The sequence below is a fragment of the Shewanella putrefaciens genome, assembly GCF_016406325.1.
Lineage (GTDB): Bacteria > Pseudomonadota > Gammaproteobacteria > Enterobacterales > Shewanellaceae > Shewanella > Shewanella putrefaciens.
Genome location: NZ_CP066370.1, coordinates 965,003 through 988,344, shown reverse-complemented (window position 1 = coordinate 988,344; position 23,342 = coordinate 965,003). Strand labels below are relative to the sequence as shown.

General features: G+C 43.9%; 24 protein-coding genes. 11 read left to right on the top strand and 13 right to left on the bottom strand.

The genetic code is table 11. From position 1 onward, the window contains the following. Positions 1–142: 142 nt before the first annotated feature. The 7 genes from JEZ96_RS04515 to rplU all read right to left on the bottom strand — a co-directional run bounded on the left by JEZ96_RS04515 (position 143) and on the right by rplU (position 4,508). Positions 143–559 (bottom strand): DUF3718 domain-containing protein, encoded by a 417-nt coding sequence (locus tag JEZ96_RS04515; RefSeq protein ID WP_011790447.1) that lies wholly within the window; start codon positions 557–559, stop codon positions 143–145. A 215-nt stretch (positions 560–774) separates the two neighbouring features. Beyond that, positions 775–1,257: a type 3 dihydrofolate reductase gene (gene folA / locus JEZ96_RS04510; protein ID WP_061783020.1), complete on the bottom strand. Its 483-nt coding sequence runs from the start codon at positions 1,255–1,257 to the stop codon at positions 775–777. 29 nt (positions 1,258–1,286) lie between these two features. Further along, positions 1,287–1,760: a threonine/serine exporter family protein gene (locus tag JEZ96_RS04505; protein WP_011790449.1), complete on the bottom strand. Its 474-nt coding sequence runs from the start codon at positions 1,758–1,760 to the stop codon at positions 1,287–1,289. Further along, positions 1,757–2,518 (bottom strand): threonine/serine exporter family protein, encoded by a 762-nt coding sequence (locus JEZ96_RS04500; protein WP_011790450.1) that lies wholly within the window; start codon positions 2,516–2,518, stop codon positions 1,757–1,759. Before JEZ96_RS04500 ends, JEZ96_RS04505 begins: the two co-directional genes overlap by 4 nt. A 27-nt stretch (positions 2,519–2,545) precedes the next feature. Then, a complete protein-coding gene (gene cgtA / locus JEZ96_RS04495) occupies positions 2,546–3,712 on the bottom strand; it encodes an Obg family GTPase CgtA (protein ID WP_128090159.1) in 1,167 nt (388 codons plus the stop codon). 215 nt (positions 3,713–3,927) lie between these two features. Next, on the bottom strand, positions 3,928–4,182 hold the full coding sequence (gene rpmA, locus JEZ96_RS04490; protein ID WP_007650346.1) for a 50S ribosomal protein L27: 255 nt from the start codon (positions 4,180–4,182) through the stop codon (positions 3,928–3,930). A 14-nt stretch (positions 4,183–4,196) separates the two neighbouring features. After that, the gene (gene rplU / locus JEZ96_RS04485) at positions 4,197–4,508 is read right to left on the bottom strand and encodes a 50S ribosomal protein L21 (protein ID WP_011790452.1); all 312 of its coding nucleotides are present in this window, start codon (positions 4,506–4,508) and stop codon (positions 4,197–4,199) included. A 275-nt stretch (positions 4,509–4,783) separates the two neighbouring features. On the opposite strand from rplU, the gene ispB reads away from it, so the two are divergent. Continuing rightward, positions 4,784–5,755 carry an octaprenyl diphosphate synthase gene (gene ispB / locus JEZ96_RS04480; protein ID WP_041408450.1) on the top strand — a complete coding sequence of 324 codons (972 nt, stop codon included), beginning with the start codon at positions 4,784–4,786 and terminating at the stop codon, positions 5,753–5,755. Between the two features lie 62 nt (positions 5,756–5,817). On the opposite strand, the gene ung is transcribed toward ispB, so the two are convergent. Continuing rightward, positions 5,818–6,483 carry a uracil-DNA glycosylase gene (gene ung / locus JEZ96_RS04475; protein WP_011790454.1) on the bottom strand — a complete coding sequence of 222 codons (666 nt, stop codon included), beginning with the start codon at positions 6,481–6,483 and terminating at the stop codon, positions 5,818–5,820. Positions 6,484–6,666: 183 nt separating this feature from the next. On the opposite strand from ung, the gene JEZ96_RS04470 reads away from it, so the two are divergent. Beyond that, positions 6,667–7,209 carry a pilus assembly FimT family protein gene (locus JEZ96_RS04470; RefSeq protein WP_011790455.1) on the top strand — a complete coding sequence of 181 codons (543 nt, stop codon included), beginning with the start codon at positions 6,667–6,669 and terminating at the stop codon, positions 7,207–7,209. Positions 7,210–7,282: 73 nt separating this feature from the next. Then, positions 7,283–7,606, top strand: coding sequence for a DUF3144 domain-containing protein (locus tag JEZ96_RS04465; protein ID WP_011790456.1), 324 nt, complete (start codon positions 7,283–7,285; stop codon positions 7,604–7,606). A 65-nt stretch (positions 7,607–7,671) separates the two neighbouring features. Here JEZ96_RS04465 and JEZ96_RS04460 read toward each other — a convergent pair whose 3' ends face one another. Next, positions 7,672–8,286, bottom strand: coding sequence for a LysE family translocator (locus JEZ96_RS04460; protein ID WP_011790457.1), 615 nt, complete (start codon positions 8,284–8,286; stop codon positions 7,672–7,674). A gap of 221 nt (positions 8,287–8,507) precedes the next feature. On the opposite strand from JEZ96_RS04460, the gene JEZ96_RS04455 reads away from it, so the two are divergent. From JEZ96_RS04455 to JEZ96_RS04440, 4 genes are all read left to right on the top strand, one after another. Continuing rightward, positions 8,508–9,068, top strand: a complete 561-nt coding sequence (locus tag JEZ96_RS04455; RefSeq protein ID WP_025008563.1) for a thioredoxin family protein — start codon at positions 8,508–8,510, stop codon at positions 9,066–9,068. A 214-nt stretch (positions 9,069–9,282) separates the two neighbouring features. After that, on the top strand, positions 9,283–10,749 hold the full coding sequence (locus JEZ96_RS04450; protein WP_011790459.1) for a sigma-54 interaction domain-containing protein: 1,467 nt from the start codon (positions 9,283–9,285) through the stop codon (positions 10,747–10,749). A 170-nt stretch (positions 10,750–10,919) separates the two neighbouring features. Beyond that, the gene (gene ccoG / locus JEZ96_RS04445) at positions 10,920–12,383 is read left to right on the top strand and encodes a cytochrome c oxidase accessory protein CcoG (protein ID WP_011918812.1); all 1,464 of its coding nucleotides are present in this window, start codon (positions 10,920–10,922) and stop codon (positions 12,381–12,383) included. A gap of 491 nt (positions 12,384–12,874) precedes the next feature. Continuing rightward, a complete protein-coding gene (locus JEZ96_RS04440) occupies positions 12,875–14,476 on the top strand; it encodes an AMP-binding protein (RefSeq protein ID WP_025008562.1) in 1,602 nt (533 codons plus the stop codon). Between the two features lie 100 nt (positions 14,477–14,576). On the opposite strand, the gene JEZ96_RS04435 is transcribed toward JEZ96_RS04440, so the two are convergent. From JEZ96_RS04435 to JEZ96_RS04420, 4 genes are all read right to left on the bottom strand, one after another. Then, on the bottom strand, positions 14,577–16,427 hold the full coding sequence (locus tag JEZ96_RS04435; RefSeq protein WP_049789522.1) for an ABC transporter transmembrane domain-containing protein: 1,851 nt from the start codon (positions 16,425–16,427) through the stop codon (positions 14,577–14,579). Positions 16,428–16,609: 182 nt separating this feature from the next. Then, positions 16,610–17,167, bottom strand: coding sequence for a heme utilization protein HutZ (gene hutZ, locus JEZ96_RS04430; RefSeq protein WP_011790463.1), 558 nt, complete (start codon positions 17,165–17,167; stop codon positions 16,610–16,612). Between the two features lie 35 nt (positions 17,168–17,202). Further along, entirely contained in the window at positions 17,203–17,754 is a 552-nt protein-coding gene (hutX, locus tag JEZ96_RS04425; RefSeq protein ID WP_082785950.1) for a heme utilization cystosolic carrier protein HutX, read from the bottom strand. A 47-nt stretch (positions 17,755–17,801) separates the two neighbouring features. Then, positions 17,802–19,892: a TonB-dependent hemoglobin/transferrin/lactoferrin family receptor gene (locus JEZ96_RS04420; protein WP_025008560.1), complete on the bottom strand. Its 2,091-nt coding sequence runs from the start codon at positions 19,890–19,892 to the stop codon at positions 17,802–17,804. 232 nt (positions 19,893–20,124) lie between these two features. Here JEZ96_RS04420 and JEZ96_RS04415 point away from each other — a divergent pair, with 232 nt between their 5' ends. The 4 genes from JEZ96_RS04415 to JEZ96_RS04400 all read left to right on the top strand — a co-directional run bounded on the left by JEZ96_RS04415 (position 20,125) and on the right by JEZ96_RS04400 (position 23,339). Further along, positions 20,125–20,976 carry an energy transducer TonB gene (locus JEZ96_RS04415; RefSeq protein ID WP_061783023.1) on the top strand — a complete coding sequence of 284 codons (852 nt, stop codon included), beginning with the start codon at positions 20,125–20,127 and terminating at the stop codon, positions 20,974–20,976. 62 nt (positions 20,977–21,038) lie between these two features. Next, on the top strand, positions 21,039–21,773 hold the full coding sequence (locus JEZ96_RS04410) for a MotA/TolQ/ExbB proton channel family protein (RefSeq protein ID WP_025008558.1): 735 nt from the start codon (positions 21,039–21,041) through the stop codon (positions 21,771–21,773). Next, the gene (locus tag JEZ96_RS04405; protein ID WP_041420639.1) at positions 21,773–22,207 is read left to right on the top strand and encodes an ExbD/TolR family protein; all 435 of its coding nucleotides are present in this window, start codon (positions 21,773–21,775) and stop codon (positions 22,205–22,207) included. Before JEZ96_RS04410 ends, JEZ96_RS04405 begins: the two co-directional genes overlap by 1 nt. An 85-nt stretch (positions 22,208–22,292) precedes the next feature. After that, entirely contained in the window at positions 22,293–23,339 is a 1,047-nt protein-coding gene (locus JEZ96_RS04400) for a hemin ABC transporter substrate-binding protein (RefSeq protein ID WP_025008557.1), read from the top strand. Positions 23,340–23,342: the final 3 nt, after the last annotated feature.

Here is a 23,342-nt window from a genome sequence, read left to right as displayed (position 1 = left end):
ATTGCAGCCAACATAAAGCCTCAAAAATACACTATAACGGTTAATCCGCTACATGTTTAAGTAACAAAAATGCCGAATTGTAGTTCGGCATTTTTGCTTTAACACTCGTCAATCAGAATTCAAATTCAGCTAGTTAAGAGAATTAATCCTCTTCACCACCCGCTGAACCACCAAGACGATCTTTTACTGCAGCAGTGATAGGGCTTGCACTATGCCCATTAGCCTCTGCCCAAGCATGAATAGTCATACCGTCTGATTCTGGCACACTTAACTCAGTCACAGACAAACGCTTAGCGACAAATTCTCCTGCATCGCTTGCATTGGCGCTATAAGCCGTTCGTAACAGACTTTGACCATCACAATTAATACCGCTGTAGATCTGACGTAATTTAACGCGACTCTCTTTCAATTTCTTACGTAAGCGGTTTTTATCATTCGCTTTCACATAATCACAAATACTTGCTACAAGTGGATCTGCATCAGCCGCAGCAGCTTGTGTTGGAACAGAAACATAACTAAAACCGATTAACGCAGCCAAAGCCACAGGCATAAGACGCATCCGATACTCCTTAATACTTTCTTATAGTTTTATTATCAATTTTGTATGGGATGCAGCAATATCTAAAGGATACTAGCCACTATGGCCTTAGTTTTCGGCTAGATTTTGCAACGCCATCTGGGTTAGCTCACATCACCACTAAGTCGCCAAAATGATCAATACTTTAGACATATTGACAATCCATACGCACAGGATACACAACTGAACAACCTAATTTAACATTTTTTTGTCAAATTGATAAAGCGATATTCCAGTCCATCGGCATTTATACAGGATAGTGATTCGGTTTCTTGCCAATCACGAGCGTCCCATTCAGGAAAATAGGTATCACCTTCAACATCAAGGTTAATTTGGGTTAAATAGAGGATATCGGCCTGAGGTAATAGTTCCCGATAAAGCTGACCACCACCCATAATCACTAACTCTTCACACTCACCAGCAGCTTGTTTGGCTGCATCAAATGAGGTCACACTGGTCACACCTTCAATCACAAGATCAGCTTGGCGGGATATCACAATGTTATGACGACCAGGGAGAGGGCGACCGATTGACTCAAAGGTCTTACGTCCCATCACGACTGGCTTGCCTAAAGTCATCGCCTTAAAGTGTTTAAGATCCTCAGGAAGATGCCACGGCATTTTATTATCTTTTCCGATGACTCGATTATTTGCCATCGCGGCTATCATAGCAATGCGCATGCTCACTCCAGTGTTGTAGATATAAAGAATTACCGAATAACGGGGCGGGTTCTAAAATACAATAGACTCGGCAATGCAAGCCCAACCGCTAATGCTCCAAGAATAAAGACGGTTTTTAAACCATTGCTGATCACTTGGCCGGTTAACTCTTGGCTCACCTGAGACTGAGCAGTTAACTGCACTAAAGCAATCACAGTATTAAATGCGTAAGTACCGGGTATCATCGGAATAATAGCGGCCACAGCATACATTAAAGGTGGCGCTAAATGGCGCTTCGCAAACCCTATTGTTATCATCCCCACTAAAGCTGCAGCAGCAAATGTCGCCCATTCGATAGGAAGGCCAAAGTGAAGCATCAAGGTACGCGAGCTATGCCCTATCGCGCCAGCTAAAGCGCAGTAAGGTAAAAAACGCTTGGGCACATTAAACACCATGGCAAAACCAACGGCAGGAATTGCTGAAAAAAATGCATCATGTAAAAGCATATTCAGTAGTTCTATCATAGAAAGATACCACCGAGCTGCATGGCAATGGTTATGCCAATCACAGACGATACAGTCAACAGTGTTGCATGTCCCCAGCGTGAAATCCCCACGTTCATATGGCCTTTCACCATATCGGAAATCGCATTAATCATAGGGAAACCGGGCACCAACATGAGCACACTCGCCGCCATTGCCGACTGTGGTGTTTCACTGAGTGAAAATACGTAACCTGTTTGCGCAATCATACTAATCACAAATGCAGTCGTAGCAAAATTCACCAATAAATTAAAATGGCGTTTGGCAATCGCTAAACGAACGGACATGCCTACCGCAGAAGCAAAAAAAGTGATCACACACGCGGCTAAATCGCCATTAAAGAGATGGCAAAAACTGGCACAGGACAGCCCTATCATTAACACAACTAAAGCAGGTGGATAGGTTTTAGGCTCAATACGAGCGAGACGTTTACGAACTTCATTAGGTCCATAAAGCCCTTTTTCAGCTAATAAGCAGATCCGCTGCAATTCACACACTATGGTCATATTGATGCCATGTTCACGAATTCGACGGGTAGTGGTAATACAGCGGCCATGAACCAAACTGGTCAAGACGAGGGAATTTGAGGAAATAGAAAGCTCTACGCTAGCAAGGCCTAAAGCCTGGCCTAAACGCTGACTGATTTCTTCAACGAGATCAGATTCAGCGCCATAGGCCAGTAGCAGTTGTGCAACACGCACAACCTGCCGAGTAATATCATTTTGAGTATCAGCGTACACGGGACTCTCAAAACTCAGACATTAATATTATCTTTGGTAAATGACTTCTACGTCGTAGTCATCATCATCAAAGTCGTCGTCGAAATCATCATCATAATCTTCATTGACTGAATCAAGATTAGCTTGATGATAATTGTCCCATTTGAATTCCACTTCATCGTCTGGATTAACAACATTGTCTTCTGGTGGCAGACTCGCAATGTAATCCAATAACTTCAGAGCTAATTCTTTAGTGCCTTCGCGATTATAGGCGGAGATAGTATACACATCTCCTTCCCATTCTAGCTCTTTAACAATGCACTCAACTTTTTCTTGCAACTCTTCTTCAAGTAACAAGTCGGTTTTGTTAAAGACTAGCCAACGAGGCTTACTCGCCAATTTAGGAGAATACTTTTCAAGTTCACCAACAATAGCGCGCGCAGATTCAACTGGATCGGTTCCATCGATAGGTTCAATATCAATGATGTGCAATAAAATACGGCAACGCTCAAGATGCTTTAAGAAGCGAATACCTAAACCCGCACCTTCAGCTGCACCTTCGATCAAACCGGGAATATCGGCAATGACGAAACTCTGGCCAGGACGCGGATTGACCACACCTAAATTGGGGACCAAAGTTGTGAAGGGATAATCAGCAACTTTAGGCGTTGCGCGGGATACAGCACGAATAAAGGTCGATTTACCCGCATTTGGCATACCGAGTAAACCCACATCGGCAAGCAGTAATAGCTCAAGCTTCAGGCTACGAACTTCGCCGGGCGTCCCTAGGGTTTTCTGACGTGGTGCACGGTTAGTACTGCTCTTAAAACGGGTGTTACCTAAACCATGGAAACCACCCTTAGCCACCAATAGCTTTTGACCGTGGGTTGTCAGATCACCAAGTACTTCCTCGGTATCATGATCAATCGCGCGTGTTCCAACAGGCACCTTTAAAATCAAATCCTTACCACTATGACCAGTACAGTCACGGCCACGACCATTTTCACCGCGCTCAGCCATGTGAAAACGCTCAAAGCGAAATTCAATCAAAGTGTTGAAGTTTTCGTCGGCCTGCAGATACACACTGCCGCCGTCGCCACCATCACCACCATCAGGACCACCATCAGGTACATATTTTTCGCGTCTAAAACTGACACAACCGCTACCGCCGTCGCCCGCTTCGACCCTAATTACTGCCTCATCGACAAACTTCATACTTACTCCTGGCATCACTGAATGAAGGAATTATACCGTCTAACTTCATCGGTCGCCAAAAAACTCGAGATACTTTGCTCCCAATCTTACCTGCCAACGCCCTCAATTTGGTAAAAATTTACCAAACTCATCATTGATACAGCGTAAATAGAAGCATAAAAAACAGAAAGCCCCACCAAAGGCGGGGCTTTAACAGTATAAGCTAGATTCGAAAATTAAGCTTCGATGCTAATAAACTTGCGGTTATTAGGACCTTTAACTTCGAATTTAACTTTACCGTCAGTCAATGCAAACAGAGTGTGGTCACGACCAATACCCACGTTTACACCAGCGTGGAATTTAGTACCACGTTGACGAACGATAATGTTACCAGCTAGAACTGATTCACCGCCAAAGCGCTTAACACCTAGACGTTTACTTTCTGAATCGCGGCCGTTACGAGTAGAACCGCCAGCTTTTTTATGTGCCATGAGTTAGACTCCTATTATGCGTTGATAGCAGTAATTTTAACTTCAGTGAACCACTGACGGTGGCCCATTTTCTTGTCGTGGTGCTTACGACGACGGAACTTAACGATAGTTACTTTCTCGCCACGACCATGACTCACTACTTCAGCAACGACTTTACCGCCAGCTACTAAAGGAGCACCAACGTGCACTGTTTCACCATCAGCGATCAGTAAAACTTGATCGAACTCAACAGTTGAACCAGTAGCAACTTCTAATTTTTCTAAACGAACTGTGTGGCCTTCAGCTACACGGTGTTGTTTACCACCACTTTGAAAAACAGCGTACATAGCTATTTTACTCCGATATTCCTAACACGCTGGCTCGCACTTTTGGGGAGGCAGGGTGCTACAAAAACTTTATTGACAATGGGCGCGGAGTTTACGCGAAGAATCCATTTCTGACAAGCCCTAATTAGGAAAGAATAAAAAAAGGCCGGAATAACTCGCACATTAGTTGTCCGAGTGCTGTCATATGTCAGAATTTTAGGTAAAATTCATTCTATATAACACGTGAGCCTAAAATAGAGGCCGGGTACGTAATGGCCCCACAACCAGAGTCTATTATGGATTTAAACGCTATTCGTCAACTGGCTGACACTGATATGCAAGCAGTCAATCAGCTGATATATAAACAGCTTGAGTCAGATGTCGCCCTGATCAACCAGCTAGGTTTCTACATTATCAATGGTGGCGGTAAGCGTCTTCGTCCTTTACTGTCAGTGCTTGCTGCACGTACGGTAAGCTACGAAGGTGATGCACACCTCAAGCTCGCGGCTATCATTGAGTTTATCCATACCGCCTCATTACTCCATGATGATGTTGTTGATGAATCGACACTTCGCCGTGGGCGCGAAACCGCGAACGCCCTATTTGGAAACAGTGCAAGTGTGCTTGTGGGTGATTTCCTTTACACGCGCTCATTTCAGATGATGACAGAACTCGATAATATGAGAGTGCTGCGGGTCTTAGCGGATACGACCAACGTACTGGCTGAGGGTGAAGTATTGCAATTAATGAATTGCAACGATCCTGACACCACTGAAGAAAGCTATATGCGTGTCATTTACTGTAAAACAGCTAAGTTATTTGAAGCGGCGACCTTGCTTGCAGCAGTATTAGCGGGAGCAAGCACTGAGCAGGAAACCGCTCTTGGTAATTATGGGAAATATCTCGGAACCGCTTTTCAATTAACTGATGATTTGCTCGATTACACCGCTGATACTGAAGAGTTAGGAAAGAATATTGGTGATGATCTCGCCGAGGGCAAACCGACGCTACCTTTAATCTACGCCATCGCCCACGGCACCAATGAGGAAAGGCAACTTATTCGCCAAGCCATTGAGCAAGGTGATGGTACGCAGGCAATTGATAAAATTGTGGCCGCATTACATCACTGTGGTGCATTAACCTACACTCAGCAAAAAGCGATTGAAGAATCGGAAAAAGCCATTGCAGCACTGGATGTATTGCCAGATAGCGAATTTAAAGAGGCTTTAGTGTCACTGGCTAAAATATCAGTTGATCGCAATCATTAATTGTTTGCACTCAACTTAGAATAAAAAAGGTCTTACTATGTAAGACCTTTTTTATTGAGTCATTAAACTTGCCACTGTATAGGGATTTCACCCCGCGCTGTCAGCAATTGGTTCACCTTTGAAAAATGCCCACAACCAAAAAATCCACGATAGGCGGATAAAGGGGATGGATGCGGCCCACACAACACTTGATGCTGCGGCGCAGTAATGACTGCACCTTTCTTTATTGCATGGCTACCCCACAGCACAAAAATAATCGGCCTAGATTGCTCGTTTAACAATTTTAATACTGCGGTAGTAAATATCTCCCAGCCAGCATTGGCATGTGAGTGAGCTTGGCCTTGCTCAACTGTTAATACCGTATTGAGCATTAAGATCCCTTGTTCGGCCCAGTAGCTTAAATCACCATGGTCAGGAATATGGAAACCAGGAATATCATTAACCAGTTCTTTATACATATTAGCCAATGATGGTGGTGGCTTAATACCACGCCTAACGGAGAAGCATAATCCATGCGCCTGATTTGGGCCATGGTAAGGATCTTGTCCAATGAGTACGACTCGAACATTTTCAAGGGGAGTCATCTTGAAAGCGTTAAAAACATCCTCTTTAGGAGGATAAATGACTTTGCCCAATTGTCGTTCTTTGTTCACAAATGCGATTAACTCTTGGTAGTAAGTTTGTGCACGCTGGTTATCAATAAAATCCTGCCAAGTTGAAAAAGTCACAATAATTATCCTCAAATTACAATGTGGCTAGCTTAAAAGTCATGGCTAACATTCACAAGCCAAGTGTGAGATTAATGTGCTCACTCGGCCCACAATAAAACCATTTTAAGTTAATTAGGCCGATTTTAAATGTTATAGTGCCTACACATTTTAAACTCACCTCGTCGCTTCATATTCACCATAATGAGATCAAAATACCCACAAGCAGGTTTTACCTTAATAGAACTCGTGGTCGTAATCCTATTGCTTGGCATTCTCGCTGTCGTGGCGTTACCCAAATTCGTTAACATACAACAGGACGCACAAATAGCCAGCGTAAAAGCGAGTGCCGGAGGTTTTAAAACGGGGCTCAATTTGGCTCGTTCTGTATGGGCAGTAAAAGTAGGTTCAGGTCCAAGCGAAGATTTACCAGTATTTGGTACAGCACAGTCTGAACAAGTTGATTTCAACGCTTTTGGCTGGCCTGCCCAGCACTATATTTACGGCAATGAAGCCTCACCCGTATTGGATAACGTAGAAGACTGCGTTTCTGTATGGCAAGTGCTGTTTCAGAATGCACTACCTAGCGTTTCGCGTTTAAATATTGATGCCGATGACACCGATTATAAAGCCAGTTACATCTCCCCTAGTCAGTGTAAATATTCCTATCGAGCTAATGACAAATTGGCCGTTTACTATGACTCCCGCGATGGAACCGTTACGACCGACTTAGATCCCAATAGTTGATGTTTAACGATTCCTTCTTAAGCTAATTAGGATAGAATCGGCCATTGATTTGTTATTTTCCAGAGTGAGCACCATGACCGAAACGAGCAACACCACCATTTTTGAACTTGCCGATCAATTTATTGCTTTAGCCAATCAGCTAAGCCAGCAAGAAGGCGATGTCGGTAAAGTCGGTACAGCCCTGCGTTTTGCAGCAGCACGTTTTAATGCCTTTGAAGCAGCCATAAAATCTGCTGATTTAGGCGCAGAAAAAGATAGCGCCCTAGAATGGTTTAGTTCTGAATATCGTGAAATGCTGAATGATAATTTAGAAGATCATATCGCTAATCCCCCGGTTATTCAGGAAGAATCAGCGCCAGCAGAAGCGGATGACTCCGTGCAAATATTTAAAAGCTAATTAAACCGCGATCCTAAAATCCGAATAATAACGCCATCAACTGATGGCGTTATTATTCATGCGGTTTAAAGCGTATAAATCACTCGAATAGCTAACAGTATTAAGACGATACCAGTTAATTTATCAATCAAACCCGCCTTTTCTCGAAGTTTAGGTAACACCCGCGAATGAGACAACATTAACGCAACTAAGCTATACCAGAGACCGTCCACGATTAAAGGGGTCAAAACAATCAAGGCCTGCCCTGTCATGCTATCTGCCACCATGACAAACTGGCTAAACAGCGCCAAAAAAAACAGTAGGATTTTGGGGTTAAAAAGAGAGATAGCTAATCCATCCCTCGCCGCAGTGAATGTATCAGTTGCTTCTCCGGCGGCAAGTTTTGCTTGCACACCACCATTTGAGCGCAGCGACTGAATACCAATCCAGGCTAGATATAAAGCCCCCATAATTGCAATTCCATTAAATAGTAAAGGGGCTTTTTTTAGGGCTACGGCTAGACCCAATAACGTGATCAAGGCATAAAAACCGATCCCGATAGAATGCGCCCATGCACAAACAATCCCTTTACTACGTCCACCCCCTAACGTATGACGTACCACCATGGCTAAACTTAGCCCCGGAGACATAGCTCCCAAACAACAAATTGCCAATAAACCAAACCAAGTACTCAAACTCATGTATATGTCCTAAAAGGGATAAATAAACTCAACGGGTTTTCGCATAGCGACATTCTAACATCGGCAGAGTAAGGCGTTAATGTTAATACTCGGCTTTAGAGCATGGAGCAGCAACTAACATGATACAAGTGGGATAAATATCCTAAATTCACGTAGTTTTAAGCTGTTAGCGACTAAGATAAATACCAACTTGTTTTAGATATTCTCAAGCGGAAGCGTTTATGGGCACAATCACCCTCATCAGTTTTATTCTTCTTAGTTTACTAATCGGTGTCATTCTGCTTTTGTTATGGCAAAAGAGAAAAGGTAAAAACATCCCATTATCAGTGATTTTTACCTTAGGATTTTTTGCATTAGGTTTAGGCAGTATTATCGGATTTGTACACAAAGGAGAAGATTATCAGGCTTACCAAAAACTCCAATGGCATACCTTAGCACCCGCCGAAATTGCTCCTCTGGTCGCACAGGGTTATACGGTTTTTGTCGATATCACTTCAGATTGGTGCACGATTTGCCAAACGAATAAAGCCGATGTGACCCACAGAGAACAAATTGTAAATGCCCTAATGGCAGAAAATATTATTTTAATGCAAGGCAATTGGAGTGAAGCCAACAGCACAATTGAATCATATATGCGCCATGAGGGAGTACCAGGCACGCCTTACAATAAAATCTATGGGCCAAGTTTACCTAAAGGCATTGTGTTACCAGCAAAATTGAGTATCAATGATGTGCTTAATGGCCTTGCAGCGGCCCAAGGTCGTCCAGCATACTCATACTGAATTCTAATCAAAGCATCTTTAAAGGCGTTTTAATTCATACGTATCACATCGATGACTACAACAAAATATCTAACAAACTGCATCTCACGCTAAGAAAGAGCATTGAATGTAAGATACCGAATCATGCTGTAAGCCAAACATCAAAGTCACGATATATCGCCAAGATATAAAGTGTATAATCAAGCTATCTGCTTGCTACCTCGGTAATCTGTGTATGACTAAGACCCCCTCCCCTAAAGAACCATTAGACAAACATTTTCTGCCGGAAAATCAGTTGCTACTCAATGCCGTGGGTGAAGGTATTTATGGTTTTGATTTAAATGGAAATGCCGTTTTTATCAATCCAGCAGCTGAACGGATGACAGGCTGGAAAAATGCAGAGTTACTGGGCAAAAATATCCATAATTGCCACCATCATAGCCATGCGGATGGCAGCCATTATCCCCAAGAAGATTGTCCAATTTACAATACCTTAAAGGATGGTATCACCCGCGAGATCACCCACGATGTGTTTTGGCGTAAAGATGGTAGCAGCTTCCCAGTGCATTACAGCTCTACTCCTGTTTATCGAGACAATCAACTTATTGGCGTAGTCGCGATATTTCGTGACATTAGTATTCAAAAACAAACTGAGCACTCATTACGCCAAGCCTTAATCCAAGTGCAAGCACTATCCGAACGTCTTGCATCAGAAAATCACTACCTGCAAGCCGAATTAGCAGATAAAACAGGTGATGTGGATATTTCTGGTAATAGCAGTGTTATCCGCCACATGATCCAGCAACTACACATGGTTGCCAACACCGACAGTACAGTGTTGATTTGTGGTGAAAATGGCACAGGAAAAGAATTAGTTGCCCGCAACTTACACAAACTCAGTCACCGCAAAGATAAACCTATGATCAGCGTTAACTGTGCCGCCTTCTCAGCCTCTTTACTGGAAAGTGAACTCTTTGGTCACGAAAAAGGAGCATTTACCGGTGCCACCAGCCGCCGAAAAGGTCGATTTGAACTTGCACATCAGGGAACGCTGTTCCTCGATGAAGTCGCAGAACTCAGTTTGGAAGCCCAATCAAAATTACTACGAGTTATTCAAGAGCAATCCTTTGAACGTCTCGGCGGTAGTGAAACCATCCAAGTGGATATTCGCTTAGTCGCAGCCAGCCACCATGATTTACTCAAACGAGTCGAGCTGGGATTATTTCGTATGGATCTCTATTACCGTTTGAATGTATTCCCAATTAAAGTTCCGCCACTCCGATCGAGGCTGGATGATATCCCCGAACTAGTCAGCCATATACTCCATAACTTGAATCGAAAACTGGGTAAAAAAATCCGCGGGGTCAGTCAAAAAGGCCTACAAAAACTGATGGCCTACACTTGGCCCGGCAATGTACGTGAGCTACAAAATATCCTTGAGCGTGAAGCAATTCTTACCCAAGGAGATATTTTACACATCCATGCAATGCCAACCGATAACCTAAATGCGCCACATTTATCACTGCAGCATCAAACCCTAGCTGAAGCAGAAGCATGGCATATAGAACAAACACTTAAACGCTTAAATTGGCGTATATCAGGGCCTTCTGGCGCAGCTAATATCTTAGGGGTACCGCCGAGCACGCTCAGATCGCGGATGAAAAAATTGGGGATCCAACGTCAAATGAATGAAACGAATTAGCGCCCTACTATCTAAATTACACGATATATCGCCAATTCGCGATATATCGTGAGAATGCATAATCAGTTCATTAATTTTAACCATAAATATCAGTACATTAAACTCACAACATATTGGCCTAACGCTTGCTAATAGGGGATAAATCTTATTAAAGCCGTTAGGACTCTCTTATGCCAAAGAGCGACATAACCCCAATTACAAACGCAAAACCTGCCTTAGCAGAGCAATTTATCCCCATTAAAAATATTTCAACCGCCCCGAAAGCAAACTCCTCGCTCGAAAATGCCACTGCCTCAAGCAAAATTCATTTTCGTGAACAAAAGGGGTATTTCCAACGCTTAAGAACCATGATGAATAGCCTGTTAATTGTGCTATTTTTCGCCCTGCCGTTTATATCTGTTAATGGCCGCCAAGCAATATTGTTGGATGTCAGTCAGCAGCAATTTTTCTTTTTTGGGTTAACGCTCTGGCCGCAGGATTTTACGCTATTAGCATGGATTTTTATCGCAGCGGCTTTTGGTTTGTTTTTTGTCACCGTATTCTGGGGACGCGTTTGGTGTGGCTATCTTTGTCCGCAAACTGCATGGACCTTTATCTATGTATGGATAGAAAACCGTATCGAAGGTAATAGCAACAAACGTAAATTACTCGACAAAGCCCCTTGGACAGCAAATAAAATCGGCAAAAGAACCGTAAAACATAGCCTATGGGGACTCGCAGCCTTACTTACTGGTTGCGGTTTTATTGGCTATTTTATCCCCGCACGCGAACTCTATTTAGATATATTCACAGGTAATGCTAGCTTCTGGGTGACTTGTTGGGTCTGGTTCTTCGCCATTTGTACCTATCTCAATGCGGGTTGGATGCGCGAGCAAATGTGTCTGCATTGCTGCCCTTATTCCCGTTTCCAAGCGGTAATGTTCGATGCCAATACTAAAACAGTAACCTACGATGCACAGCGTGGTGAATCCCGCGGTCCACGTAAACGTAAGCAAGCAACGAATCTAGCTGACCCTACTTTGGGCGACTGTGTTGATTGCCATTTATGTGTCGAAGTGTGCCCAACGGGGATCGATATTCGTAACGGCTTACAATATGAGTGCATCAACTGCGGTGCCTGTGTTGATGCTTGTAACGAAACTATGTTGAAATTCGATTACAAACAAAATCTTATCGGCTATATGAGTGAAAATGATCTCAAAGGAATATCCCATTCCTATTGGCGATCTCCCCGTTTCTTAGGCTACGGTGCAGCGGTCATTATTATGTTCATCGTCATAGGCTTAGATCTAAATAACCGCAGCGAAATTCAGCTTAACGTGATACGCGATCGCCAAAGCCTGTACCGTGAAACCTCGGATAATAAAGTTGAAAATACCTATCAACTGAAGATCCGCAACAAGACACAAGACACTAAGCAATATCAACTTGCCGTTGACAGTGAAATGCCTTTTAGCTTGATTGCGGCTCCCATTATCACCTTAGCCGCGGGCGAACAAATTGACTATCCCGTAACGGTTCTTGCCGATAAAGATAATGTCCCTTCAGGGCGAAAATTGATCCGATTTTCAGTCACAGATATTAAAGAACCAAGGCAGCAAGTAAGCCAAGAAACAGGATTCTTTAGCCCTTAGAGTGATAATTTAACTTCTATATTTAAGACTTAATTGACGCTTGAAACATAACACCACGCGTCAATTTAAGTCTTACATTCATCAACAAAATAACTGACACTCCTTGCAACAGCTTTATCTATTCATCCGCCGAACTCAGTTCCTAAAATCGCGGCAAGAAAATTCATCATCGAAATGCACTGATACTAAGTACACTGGCACTCAGTAAACAAAGAGCAGTCAACCACATAATAAATACATAACACTAACAAAATCTAAATCACTTTCTAATTTACGTTTATTCCGCTTTATAAATGATAGGGTAGTTAAGCTATAGTTAAGTCCTATGGTTTACAGTAAAAAGACTTTTGTTACATAAAGATACCCTTATTGACGTTGTGATGTTTTTCACGATAAGCATTGACCTCTAGTGCTCACACCCTCTAATCTAAACATATGTTTGATTTCAAAATAATAACAACGAATAAACATCATCTTTGAGGTAGTTCAGCATGGCATACGATCAAGACTCCCAACTCAAACTAGGCTACTCATCATTGGTCGATCTTATTGAGAAAACCAGCTTACGTTATGGTGATAAACCCGCCTATGCTTGCTTGGGTAAAACCAGCAGTTTTAACGAGATAGAGCGAGACTCCCGTTACTTTGCCGCCTATTTGCAAAACAAGACCCAACTCAAACCTGGCGATCGTATTGCAATTCAATTACCCAATATCACGCAATTTGTTATTGCAGCCTATGGTGCTATTAGGGCTGGGCTCATTCTAGTCAACACCAACCCTCTCTATACAGAGCGCGAACTTATCCATCAGTTTAATGATTCAGGAGCCAAAGCCTTAGTTGTACTATCGGATTTGCTGCCAACCTTAGCAAAAGTGGTCGCCACTACCGAGATTGAATTAGTTATCTCAACCCATGCTCTGGATTTAATAGAGCCTCAAATTCAGCCTAAAACGGGCCTGAAAAATATCGCGTTCTGCGATATTTTAAAGCAAGGCGCAGAACTGACCTTTACCCGCCTAGCGCCCACACTCAATGATCTCTGTGCATTGCAATATACAGGCGGTACAACGGGATTATCTAAAGGAGCCATGTTGACCCACGGCAATATGCTCGCCAATGCCGCGCAGGTAAAATCCCGCATTGGTAGCGTGATATCTGAAGGCGAAGATATCTTCGTTGCGCCATTACCGATTTACCATATTTATGCTTTTATGGTGAACCTAGTGCTGTATTTTGAGTGCGGAGGTTGCTCTGTTCTGATCCCTAATCCGCGGGATATCAGCGGCTTGATAAAAACCTTAGCTAAATACCCTTTTACTGGCTTTGCCGGACTGAACACGCTATTTGTCGCCCTGTGCCATCAACCCGAATTTAAAGCACTCGACTTTAGTCACTTAAAAATTACTATCTCTGGCGGTACAGCACTCACCGCCGCGGCGGCCAATATTTGGCAGCAAACCACGGGTAATATGATCAGCGAAGGTTATGGATTATCTGAAACCTCCCCTGTCATTTCACTCAATGCGCCCGGTTATCAAAAGCTCGGCACTATTGGTAAACCTGTGATTGGTACTGAGGTCAAACTATTAGATGAAAATAACATTGAAGTACCTTTAGGGACTGCAGGAGAATTAGCGGCGCGCGGCCCGCAGGTGATGCGAGGATATTGGAATAACCCACAAGAAACCGCCAATGTGATGACACCAGAGGGCTTCTTTAAAACAGGCGATATTGCCATAGCAACGGCGGAAGGTTTCCATCAAATTGTTGATCGCAAAAAAGATATGATCATCGTGTCAGGCTTTAACGTCTACCCTAATGAAGTTGAAAATGTGCTTGCCAGTCATCCCGATATCATTGAGTGCGCGGTTGTTGGTGTACAAGATGAACACTCGGGGGAAGCGGTCAAAGCCTTTATCGTCCTCAAGGACAATAACCTCAATCATGAACAGGCTAAAAGTACAATTTTGCAGTATTGCCGCGAGCAATTAACGGGTTATAAATTACCTAAAATCATTGAGTTTATGACGCAATTACCTAAAAGCACCGTCGGTAAAATTCTGCGCCGCGAACTTAAAAATAAGGCTTAAAGTCAGGACATAAAAACCGCTTTTACAAACAAAACTTAAAAACCAACGCACCATAACATGCCCAGTAAGCTAGATTAACTAGCGACTGGGTTTTATTTCCCTAAGTGGTCTCATTGATTGCGCAGGCATTGGCATCTTCGGTTAACAATTGCAAACTGGCAAATTCACGATATAGCGCATTAGATTGCATCAAGGCTTGATGGCGGCCGCTGGCGACAATCTCGCCCTTATCGAACACAAAAATCCTATCCGCATTGATGACCGTCGATAGGCGATGGGCAATAATCAAGGTGGTTTTATTCGCCATCAATACATCCAGCGCTTGCTTTACTTTCTGCTCACTGACGGCATCTAAGGCGCTGGTCGCCTCATCGAGTAACAATATTGGTCTGTCAGCTAGAATCGCCCGCGCAATAGCGATCCGCTGCTTTTGCCCACCTGAAAGTCGCACTCCACGCTCGCCTAAATAGGTTTGATAACCCTCAGTAAATTCACTAATAAACTCATGGGCACGGGCTGCAATACAAGCATCTATCACTTCTTGTTCGGTGGCATCGACTCTTCCATAACGTACGTTTTCAAGCACGCTAGTGGCAAAGATCACAGAGTCCTGCGGCACTAAGGCAAACTGTGCACGCAAATCCTGTGGTAAAAGATTCGCAATATCAATCCCTTCGAGCCGAATACTGCCTTCGCTAGGCACATAAAAGCGCTGTAATAACTGGAATAAGGTGCTTTTACCCGCGCCACTCGGCCCCACTAAGGCTACCCGCTCACCGGCGGTAATCGTCATATTAACGTCTTTAAGCACTAAGGTGTCCTGCTCAGGATAAGCAAAACTGAGTCCCTCAATAACTAGCTCACCACTAACATCGGCAGGTAAACTCACTGGATGAGTTGCAACGGGAATATCTACTTGCGTTTCAGCCAGTTCAATTAATCGTTCGGCGGCACCAGATGCCCGTTGAATCTCACCTATCACTTCACTGATCGTTGCCACGGCGCCCGCCACCATCACTGCGTAAAACATAAAGGCCGACAACTCACCTCCTGTCATCCTACCGGCCATCACATCATGGGCGCCTACCCAAGTCACCATAGCAATCGCTGCGATACTTAAAAACATCACGGATGAAATAAGCAGTGCACGATATCGAATTCTACCGCTGGCCGCCGACATCACATCTTCAACGCGGGTATGAAATAAACTGCGATCTTTATCCTCATGTCCATAGGCTTGCACTGTGTGGATTTCATGGAGTGTTTCATCCACATAAGCGCCAAGATCGGCAACCCTGTCTTGGCTTTCCCGCGCTAAGACTCGCACTTTTCGACCAAAAAAGATCACTGGCCCTAGCACTAAAGGCACAGCCAATAGCACCAGCAAGGTCATCTTTACGCTAGTGATACCCATCATCACTAAACCACCAAGGACAGTCACGCCAGAGCGCAGTGCCATCGAAAGGCTTGAACCTACGACAGTTTGAAGCAAGGTAGAATCGGCGGTAAAACGGGAGATCACCTCACCAGTTCGCACCTTAGCGTAAAACGCCGGAGAGAGTTTAAGGAGTTGATTATAAACGGTAAGGCGAATATCGGCGCTAACGCGTTCACCAAGCCAAGTCATTAAATAAAAACGGCAAAACACCGCCGTGCCACTGATGGCGGTAATCCCAAGCACTAACAGTATGATTTCATTTAATCGCTGTGCATTATCACGCACAAAGCCCTCGTCCACCATCAAGCGCACTCCTTGGCCGAGTGACAACCAAGCGAGTGAACCTATCATCAAAAAGATAATCGCGGCGACCACTTTAAACTGATATGGCTTAAGGAAACCCGCAATCCAAGGTAATACCGATCGTTGCCGTATCTTTGAGGTTGGATTTTTAGCTATGTCAGTTTTAATGGATTCAGATGATTTAGCAATAGGCTCATGCACGCGAGGCATCCTTCGGGTAGGGAACTGTCATTCAGGCATAATAGAAATGCTGCCTATTCGAGAAGAATTCAAGGGGGAATCTGTACTATTGCGATATTAACTTAAAAACGCAAATGCCAAATTCGCAGGAATGACGAATTTGGCATTGTTGAATGGGCTTACATTAGGTTGGCAAATAACCAGACAAAAGCCTAAGCGACTTGCATACTTTCTGGCGTTTTGGGAGTGCCATGGTGACCATCGCGCTTCCAATCCACATCTAAGAGTTCTGCACCACTTAAAGTAAATGCCTGACCAAAACCCTTCACATATAACCCTTGATGGGGCGCAAGTTTATATAAATTAAAATCCGTCAAGGCCGCAAGATTATCCGACATTTCGCCAAAACGAGCGGATAACACGGCAACACCTTTGCTAAAAGCAGGGGTATCACGGGGCACGGCCTCGGCAATTGCATCAAAGGTTAAACGCTTACGGGCAAAGACAGATTTTGCGGCAGCTTCATCTTCAACCAACATAACTGACACTTTGGTTGAATGTTTTAGATTATGGCCATGTCTGGCGAGATCACTGACCAAAATATAAAATCCATCATCGGCCAGTGCAAAGGGAGCATAACTAGCATTGGGCTGACCATGAATATCAACGGTTGCTAATTGCAGGGTTTCCTTTTGCTGCTTAAAGGCTTCAATTTCGGGTAATAATTTGTCCCTTAAACGCTGTTCTTGCTCAGTCATTTCAGTTTTCATTGACCTTGCTCCTTTTATTCAAATTTGGTTAATTTTTACACATTCGAGCTTAAATCTGACAATACAAAACGGGCCGCTAATGCTTTAAATTGTCGCACTTGCTCAGGAAATAGCGCCCTTTGTTTATCACGGCCGAGATACACCTTAAACACAACCTCCCCCTCGCTACCGAAGAAGTTGATCGAATGGCTCTCACTCCCCCTAAAAGGACGGCTAATAAGTGCAATACCACGCATGGTATCTAACTTGAGGTGCCCATGTAGCCCATCTCCCTTACTGTAGAGGTTGTAGTAACCGTGGGCATATTTACCCTGAGGAAAGTCACCTTTAAATTCAAATACACTGCCAGAAAGCATCACAATCGTGGTTAAGTTTCCCCACTCTGGCAGCATTTGTAGCAAAGTATCGAGCTGCGTTAGTGGCACAAAAACCACTTGTTCTGGCGGTAATGCAGCTACCACTTCCATTTCTGCAATGCCTAATTCACTCGCAAGTTGCGCTGGCATTAAATCGGCTTGCTGTTCAAATCGCTGTCTAAGCATGCTATGCCGCGCGACCTGTTCTGTATCGGGTTCGATACTTGCCATGATATGGGTATCAAGGGTCATCTTTATCTTGCTCCTCAAACCGGCATTTAGAACATGTAACGCGCCGATAACTTCATATTTCGCCCTGGCTGATACAAGGTTTGCCATGCCTGTTGATACTGTTCATCACCGATATTTTCAACGGCAAAATCCACTCTCACACCCGACATCACCCCCATAGTAGGCTCCCATGCAACGTAGATATCCCACAGTTTGTAATCATCGTATTTCGCCACACTGTATCCATCAGGTGTATTTGACTGACTGGCGACATAGGTGACTCGGGTGCCCAGTTTCATATCGCCATCCATAATGCCTTGAGATAAGTCGACATTGAATTTATTGGCAGGTATTCCTTCAATATATTCCCCTGTCTTACGATCTTCGCCATGGGTTTGACCATAATTCATGGCTAAACGAGTTTGACCAATGCGATAACGGCCACTAATTTCAAAACCCGTTAAACGAGCATCTTCGACGTTATTCCATGACGTGGTTTGCTCAAATCCTGGAATACCACGCCAAGGGTTAGAAACCTGCTGCACAATAAAGTCGTCAACATCGTTACGGAAGACGTTTAAGGTCACCGCCAGTTCATCATCACCCGCCAAGTCACTAAAACGTAAGTCCGCTTTAATTTCTTTATTACGAGCGGTTTCAGGCTTTAAATTCGGATTGGTCGCAAAGGTGTTACACAGACCTTGGGGTAAGAATCCTGGGATAGGCGGAATACAATAATGCGTCCCGCTGGAATACATTTCCTCCACCGTAGGCGCGCGGAACGCTTGGTCATAGCGGGCACTTAATGTTAACCAAGGTTGAGTCTGCCAGCTCAAACCAAGAGAAGGTGATAATTCATTATCATCCGATGACATGTTGAGGTTATTACTGTCATTTTTAAAGTTGTCATAGCGCAGGGCGGCATCTAAGTTGAGGGTCTTAATCAACTCAATATCTGCACGGGTAAAAGCTCCCCAAACAGTGCTTTCACCATCAATGTTTCCGGGGCGCTGCCCGACTTGTCCGCTATCGTCACGAACGGTTTCGATGGTATCGCGGTAACCATCAACGCCATAGGTCAACTTGGTATTGCCTAAGCGCGAACTGTTATTCAGATTTACGCCTACGGTTCTAAACTCAGTGCTATCCTTTTGACCCTTAGTCACGCGGTCTTCGTCGTAGTCCGTACTATTCCAATACACTTGTACTTTAGTGTCCAAATAAGGGTTATTAGTAGGGTTAAGGCTATAATTTAACGTGATATTTTGATCATCCGTTTGGCGACGAACTAAGGGAACTGAACTGCTGACCACAGTAGAGGGATTACTTGGTACTAATTCGTTGGTTTTATTAACCCTTGCTGATAATTCTAACCGTGATGCCTCGTCAGCTTGCCAACCTAGTTTAGCCAAACCACTGCCACCATCGGATGCACTATTGATCAGGGTTTCATCGTTACCAGTTTTAATATTATTTGAATCGAAATAGGAACCATTGAGTAACCAATCAATCGTGCCTTCTTGTCCATAAACGGCACCACTGGTTTTAACGCGATCGCCATTGGTTTCATATCCCTGCTGAAGATAACCACCAAATTTCTCATTTGGGGCTAAAAAGTCTTTTGCGGACTTAGTATTCTGGGCGACTACACCACCTAAGGCACCGCTCCCCCACAAACTACTCGCGGGTCCACGCAATACCTCAATCGATTTGAGTAGTTCAGGATCCATAAAATATGTTCCCCTATGACCTGAACTGGTATTTTGCCTTGCACCATCGATCGTTTGCAGAATTCTATCGCCACTTAAACCACGGATTTCAACCCCTTGCGATGAAGCTCTTGGGCCATTAGTCAGCGAAATATTGGCCTCATGTTTAAGCGCATTTGCCACAGAAGAAGCTTGCGCAATCGCAAGCTGTTCTTCACCCACAACGGCCACGCTACGGCTAGTTTCGGAGGCTTTTTCACTGATGCGTGTCGCACTCACAAGGACTTCATCAAACTCAGTAGTAATCAGTTTTTTATCGGCACTCTCTTGAATCTCTGCCTTAGTAACGTCTTCGGCAGCTAATGTAAAACTCAGCGTCGAACTACTCAGCGCTACCGCCATCGCGATGACTAATGGCTTTTTTTTCATCTCTTTATCCTCAAGTGATATCTCGTTATATCCATTCAATTCCCCTGACTCAACACTCAATAAAAAGTGTAAATGGGTATCATTGGCGAGATAGCTGCTTTTTTGAGCACCTATTCAAGCAATTGCTGGCACTCTACCTGAGATAATAAAATAGATCAAATGGTAATCATTATCATTTGCGATCTTATTTATATTGCAGTATCTTAATTAGCGAAAATGCTTAAACGCTGGGATGTATTTCTTTTTAGGAGGTGAGATTACTGTGACACCAAAACGATATTTGGCCTTTGGCGCGTTAACTATCGCTATCCAATCTGGGGTTATTGCCTCACAGCCGTCTATCGTCCCACAGCAATTGAATGCAATATCGATGACATCTGCCTCCACACTAAACCGTGGTGCAAATCATGTGAGCCTAAGTTTAGCGATACCGGTGAAAAACCTTGCTAACCCTGACGTGGCGAAAACTGACGTGGCAAAAACTAAGGCTACTGAACCTATTATCACGCCACCCAAAAGCACGGAATCAAATACAGAACAAACCATCACCGCAAAAGTTGAAAACCACAGCATTAAATCAACATCAGTTGATACGCCTATGCTCAAACCTTCTTCAGCTAAAACGGCAAGCCAAGCTAAAACCGTTAATCCACCCACAGAGGCTGAACCGAGGTTAGCCGATGCCACCTTATCTCAGCTTTCTGAAATAACAACAGCAAATCATATAGAAAAAAAACAAGCAAAGACTGAAATGGCGGCTGAGTTAACTCAATCAACTCACCAAACCACCAGCATTAAAACCAATATAGTGGAATTAGAAAAACCGCTTTTTACTACGCCACCACCTCGACCCAATTATCCACGCATTGCACGTAAAAAAGGGTTAGAAGGCACAGCAATGGTAGAAGTCATGTTTAACGAATGGGGTGAGCAATTAGCACTTACCCTAGTGAAAAGTTCAGGATTTAGCTTGTTAGACAAGGCCGCACTTGAAGCCGTTGAGACTTGGCAATTTGAAGCGCCACCCCAAAAACTGGCAAGTCATTATAAGGTCAGAGTCCCAATCCGTTTTGCACTCAATTAACCATTTATGGCGACCGTTAAACAAACCGCTCAAATGATAATTATCATGATTATAGAGACTTAATGCCCATGACCGACTTTTCAACTTTACAGACACAGCTTGGCGTACTGACTTGGCCATTGTTGTTATGCGCTTTTCTCGCGTTAATGATCTGTCTTGAACGTAGTGCCTTATTTTTACATCAAACCTTGTTATCTATCCTGCCGCAAAAACAGGCATGGATAAAAAATCTTCGTCGTTCAACCTCAACGGCAACAACAGAAAACATTAATACTTTGCTCGCACAAACAAGTGTGCAAAACGATTTACTTGCCCGCGGTGCCACCTTACTGCTCAAGCAAGTTCACCAACCTAAAACACTCAGGGAAGAATTACTGAGTCTGTGGCTCAATAAGCAGCAGCGTGACCTACAGGCAGGGCTAAAGGTACTACAAGTGATTGGCATTATTAACCCTTTACTTGGATTACTTGGCACAGTTTTAGGATTGATTGATATGTTTGCAGAACTCGGTCAATCCCAAGGCCCAGTGACGCCAGCGCAACTCAGCGCCGGTTTAGGACTTGCGATGAACACCACGGCAGCCGGACTCATTATTGCCGTACCCGCCATTACCGCGGCCCATCTTTTTGGAATTTGGGCACAAGGGCAATGCCTACGCACTAGCCATATATTGAATCAACTTAATCTTTGGTTAGCAGGTATCGAAGATATCTCTATCAATGCCAATGCATATCAAGCGTTTGAGCGAGCTAATAACCCTATTAAGCCGCTCAATACCCACGCAGAGCCTCAATGATGATCACCCCTGATAAATCCATCACTCCCAATGGGATATCCACACCCGATCAGCTACCAAATATCGATTTAACGGCACTCATCGACATTATTTTTATCGTGTTGGTGTTTCTGCTACTCACGGCAAATAGTCAACTACTCAGCTTGCCAGTAGACGTGCCTCAGAGCCCAAGTTCTGCCATTAGCGTGGTAGAAAACAAACCTACGATTGCCATCAATATCATGGCAATCGCCCCTTATTGGGCTATTGATGGTGAACCATTTACTGACTTAACGACTTTTAGCACCGCCTTTACCGCGCGTTTTCAGACGATGCCTGAAGCAACCGTGATTATTGCGGCCGACAAAGCCGCGCCCGTAGAACCTTTAATGCAACTACTGGCGCTTCTGCAAGCACAATCCATCAGCCAGACTCAAATCTTGATGGAACAATAATCCCGAGAACGAGCAATAGTGCACGTTAACAAGTAGCAAACCGCGCATCGCAATCGGCGGAGAATAAATGAATAAGGAGTTTATTATGTTGTACCAAACCGCGAGTGTTATCAGCACTATCACGTTAAAATGCATCACTCAATTGAGATATAACAATGGATTAAATCACCTCAATAATCGGCTACAACGTCATGCACATAAATCACTATCACGTTTTGTAACCACGGCATTTTTTTCATCGACACTGGTTTTTTCCGCTATAGGTTTCCCACCTAATGCCGTGAGCGCCGAGCAAGATATCAGGTTAGTGAGTGCGGGGGCGGGTGTCACTGAACTGGTACTTGCACTTGATGCTGGTGATAAATTAGTTGCCATCGACTCCACCAGCTATCTCCCTGAACAATTGAGCCATGTTGCTAAATTGGGCTACCACAGAATGCTCTCCGCTGAGGGGATTATCGCGCTTTCCCCCACACTGGTTATCGGCTCAGATGTGATGGGGCCTGACACTACGCTTAAGGTACTCAAACAGGCCAATATTAAAGTGGTGCAATTACCCGCAACAACCGATGAATCACAGTTAATGGACAATGTGGATAGATTAGGTCTGTTACTTGATCGCCAAGATAATGCAACTAAATTAAAACAGGATTTACATATACAGCTTCAAAACTTACACGCTAAAAAACAGCAAATTCACCATGCTACTACCCCACCTAAAATTCTGTTTATGTTATTGCAAGAAGGGCGCGGTGCACGGGTTGGCGGAAAAGGTACCGCGGCAGATATCATTATTGAGTTATCCGGCGCGACGAATATCGCCGACTTTGAGGGTTATAAGACCCTGTCTCAAGAGGGAATTTTATCTTTACAACCCGACATTATCCTATTGTCAAAACGAAGCGATACCCCCGATGAAAAAACCAATGAGCAAATTACCCAAGAGTTGCTGCAAGAAATGCCCCTAATCGCTCATACACCTGCAGGTAAAAACGGACACATTCAAAATCTTGCCGCACAAGCACTGCTCGGAGGGCTCGGATTAAGTGCAATAAATGCAGCAGATACACTTGCTACGACACTCATCAATAATAGTCAACAGTCCCTATCGTTAATAACACCTTCAAAATAGGAA

Bases quoted from the DNA above. Each gene is read 5' to 3' on its own strand.
- JEZ96_RS04435 (WP_049789522.1), bottom strand. From the start codon at position 16,427: ATGCCTCGCGTGCATGAGCCTATTGCTAAATCATCTGAATCCATTAAA.
- rplU (WP_011790452.1), bottom strand. From the start codon at position 4,508: ATGTACGCTGTTTTTCAAAGTGGTGGTAAACAACACCGTGTAGCTGAA.
- rpmA (WP_007650346.1), bottom strand. From the start codon at position 4,182: ATGGCACATAAAAAAGCTGGCGGTTCTACTCGTAACGGCCGCGATTCA.
- JEZ96_RS04465 (WP_011790456.1), top strand. From the start codon at position 7,283: ATGACCGAAACGAGCAACACCACCATTTTTGAACTTGCCGATCAATTT.
- JEZ96_RS04450 (WP_011790459.1), top strand. From the start codon at position 9,283: ATGACTAAGACCCCCTCCCCTAAAGAACCATTAGACAAACATTTTCTG.
- JEZ96_RS04515 (WP_011790447.1), bottom strand. From the start codon at position 559: ATGCGTCTTATGCCTGTGGCTTTGGCTGCGTTAATCGGTTTTAGTTAT.
- JEZ96_RS04470 (WP_011790455.1), top strand. From the start codon at position 6,667: ATGAGATCAAAATACCCACAAGCAGGTTTTACCTTAATAGAACTCGTG.
- hutZ (WP_011790463.1), bottom strand. From the start codon at position 17,167: ATGAAAACTGAAATGACTGAGCAAGAACAGCGTTTAAGGGACAAATTA.
- JEZ96_RS04400 (WP_025008557.1), top strand. From the start codon at position 22,293: ATGTTGTACCAAACCGCGAGTGTTATCAGCACTATCACGTTAAAATGC.
- JEZ96_RS04505 (WP_011790449.1), bottom strand. From the start codon at position 1,760: ATGATAGAACTACTGAATATGCTTTTACATGATGCATTTTTTTCAGCA.
- JEZ96_RS04440 (WP_025008562.1), top strand. From the start codon at position 12,875: ATGGCATACGATCAAGACTCCCAACTCAAACTAGGCTACTCATCATTG.
- cgtA (WP_128090159.1), bottom strand. From the start codon at position 3,712: ATGAAGTTTGTCGATGAGGCAGTAATTAGGGTCGAAGCGGGCGACGGC.
- JEZ96_RS04460 (WP_011790457.1), bottom strand. From the start codon at position 8,286: ATGAGTTTGAGTACTTGGTTTGGTTTATTGGCAATTTGTTGTTTGGGA.
- JEZ96_RS04410 (WP_025008558.1), top strand. From the start codon at position 21,039: ATGCCCATGACCGACTTTTCAACTTTACAGACACAGCTTGGCGTACTG.
- JEZ96_RS04420 (WP_025008560.1), bottom strand. From the start codon at position 19,892: ATGAAAAAAAAGCCATTAGTCATCGCGATGGCGGTAGCGCTGAGTAGT.
- JEZ96_RS04455 (WP_025008563.1), top strand. From the start codon at position 8,508: ATGGGCACAATCACCCTCATCAGTTTTATTCTTCTTAGTTTACTAATC.
- ispB (WP_041408450.1), top strand. From the start codon at position 4,784: ATGGATTTAAACGCTATTCGTCAACTGGCTGACACTGATATGCAAGCA.
- folA (WP_061783020.1), bottom strand. From the start codon at position 1,257: ATGCGCATTGCTATGATAGCCGCGATGGCAAATAATCGAGTCATCGGA.
- ccoG (WP_011918812.1), top strand. From the start codon at position 10,920: ATGCCAAAGAGCGACATAACCCCAATTACAAACGCAAAACCTGCCTTA.
- JEZ96_RS04415 (WP_061783023.1), top strand. From the start codon at position 20,125: ATGTATTTCTTTTTAGGAGGTGAGATTACTGTGACACCAAAACGATAT.
- JEZ96_RS04405 (WP_041420639.1), top strand. From the start codon at position 21,773: ATGATCACCCCTGATAAATCCATCACTCCCAATGGGATATCCACACCC.
- hutX (WP_082785950.1), bottom strand. From the start codon at position 17,754: ATGGCAAGTATCGAACCCGATACAGAACAGGTCGCGCGGCATAGCATG.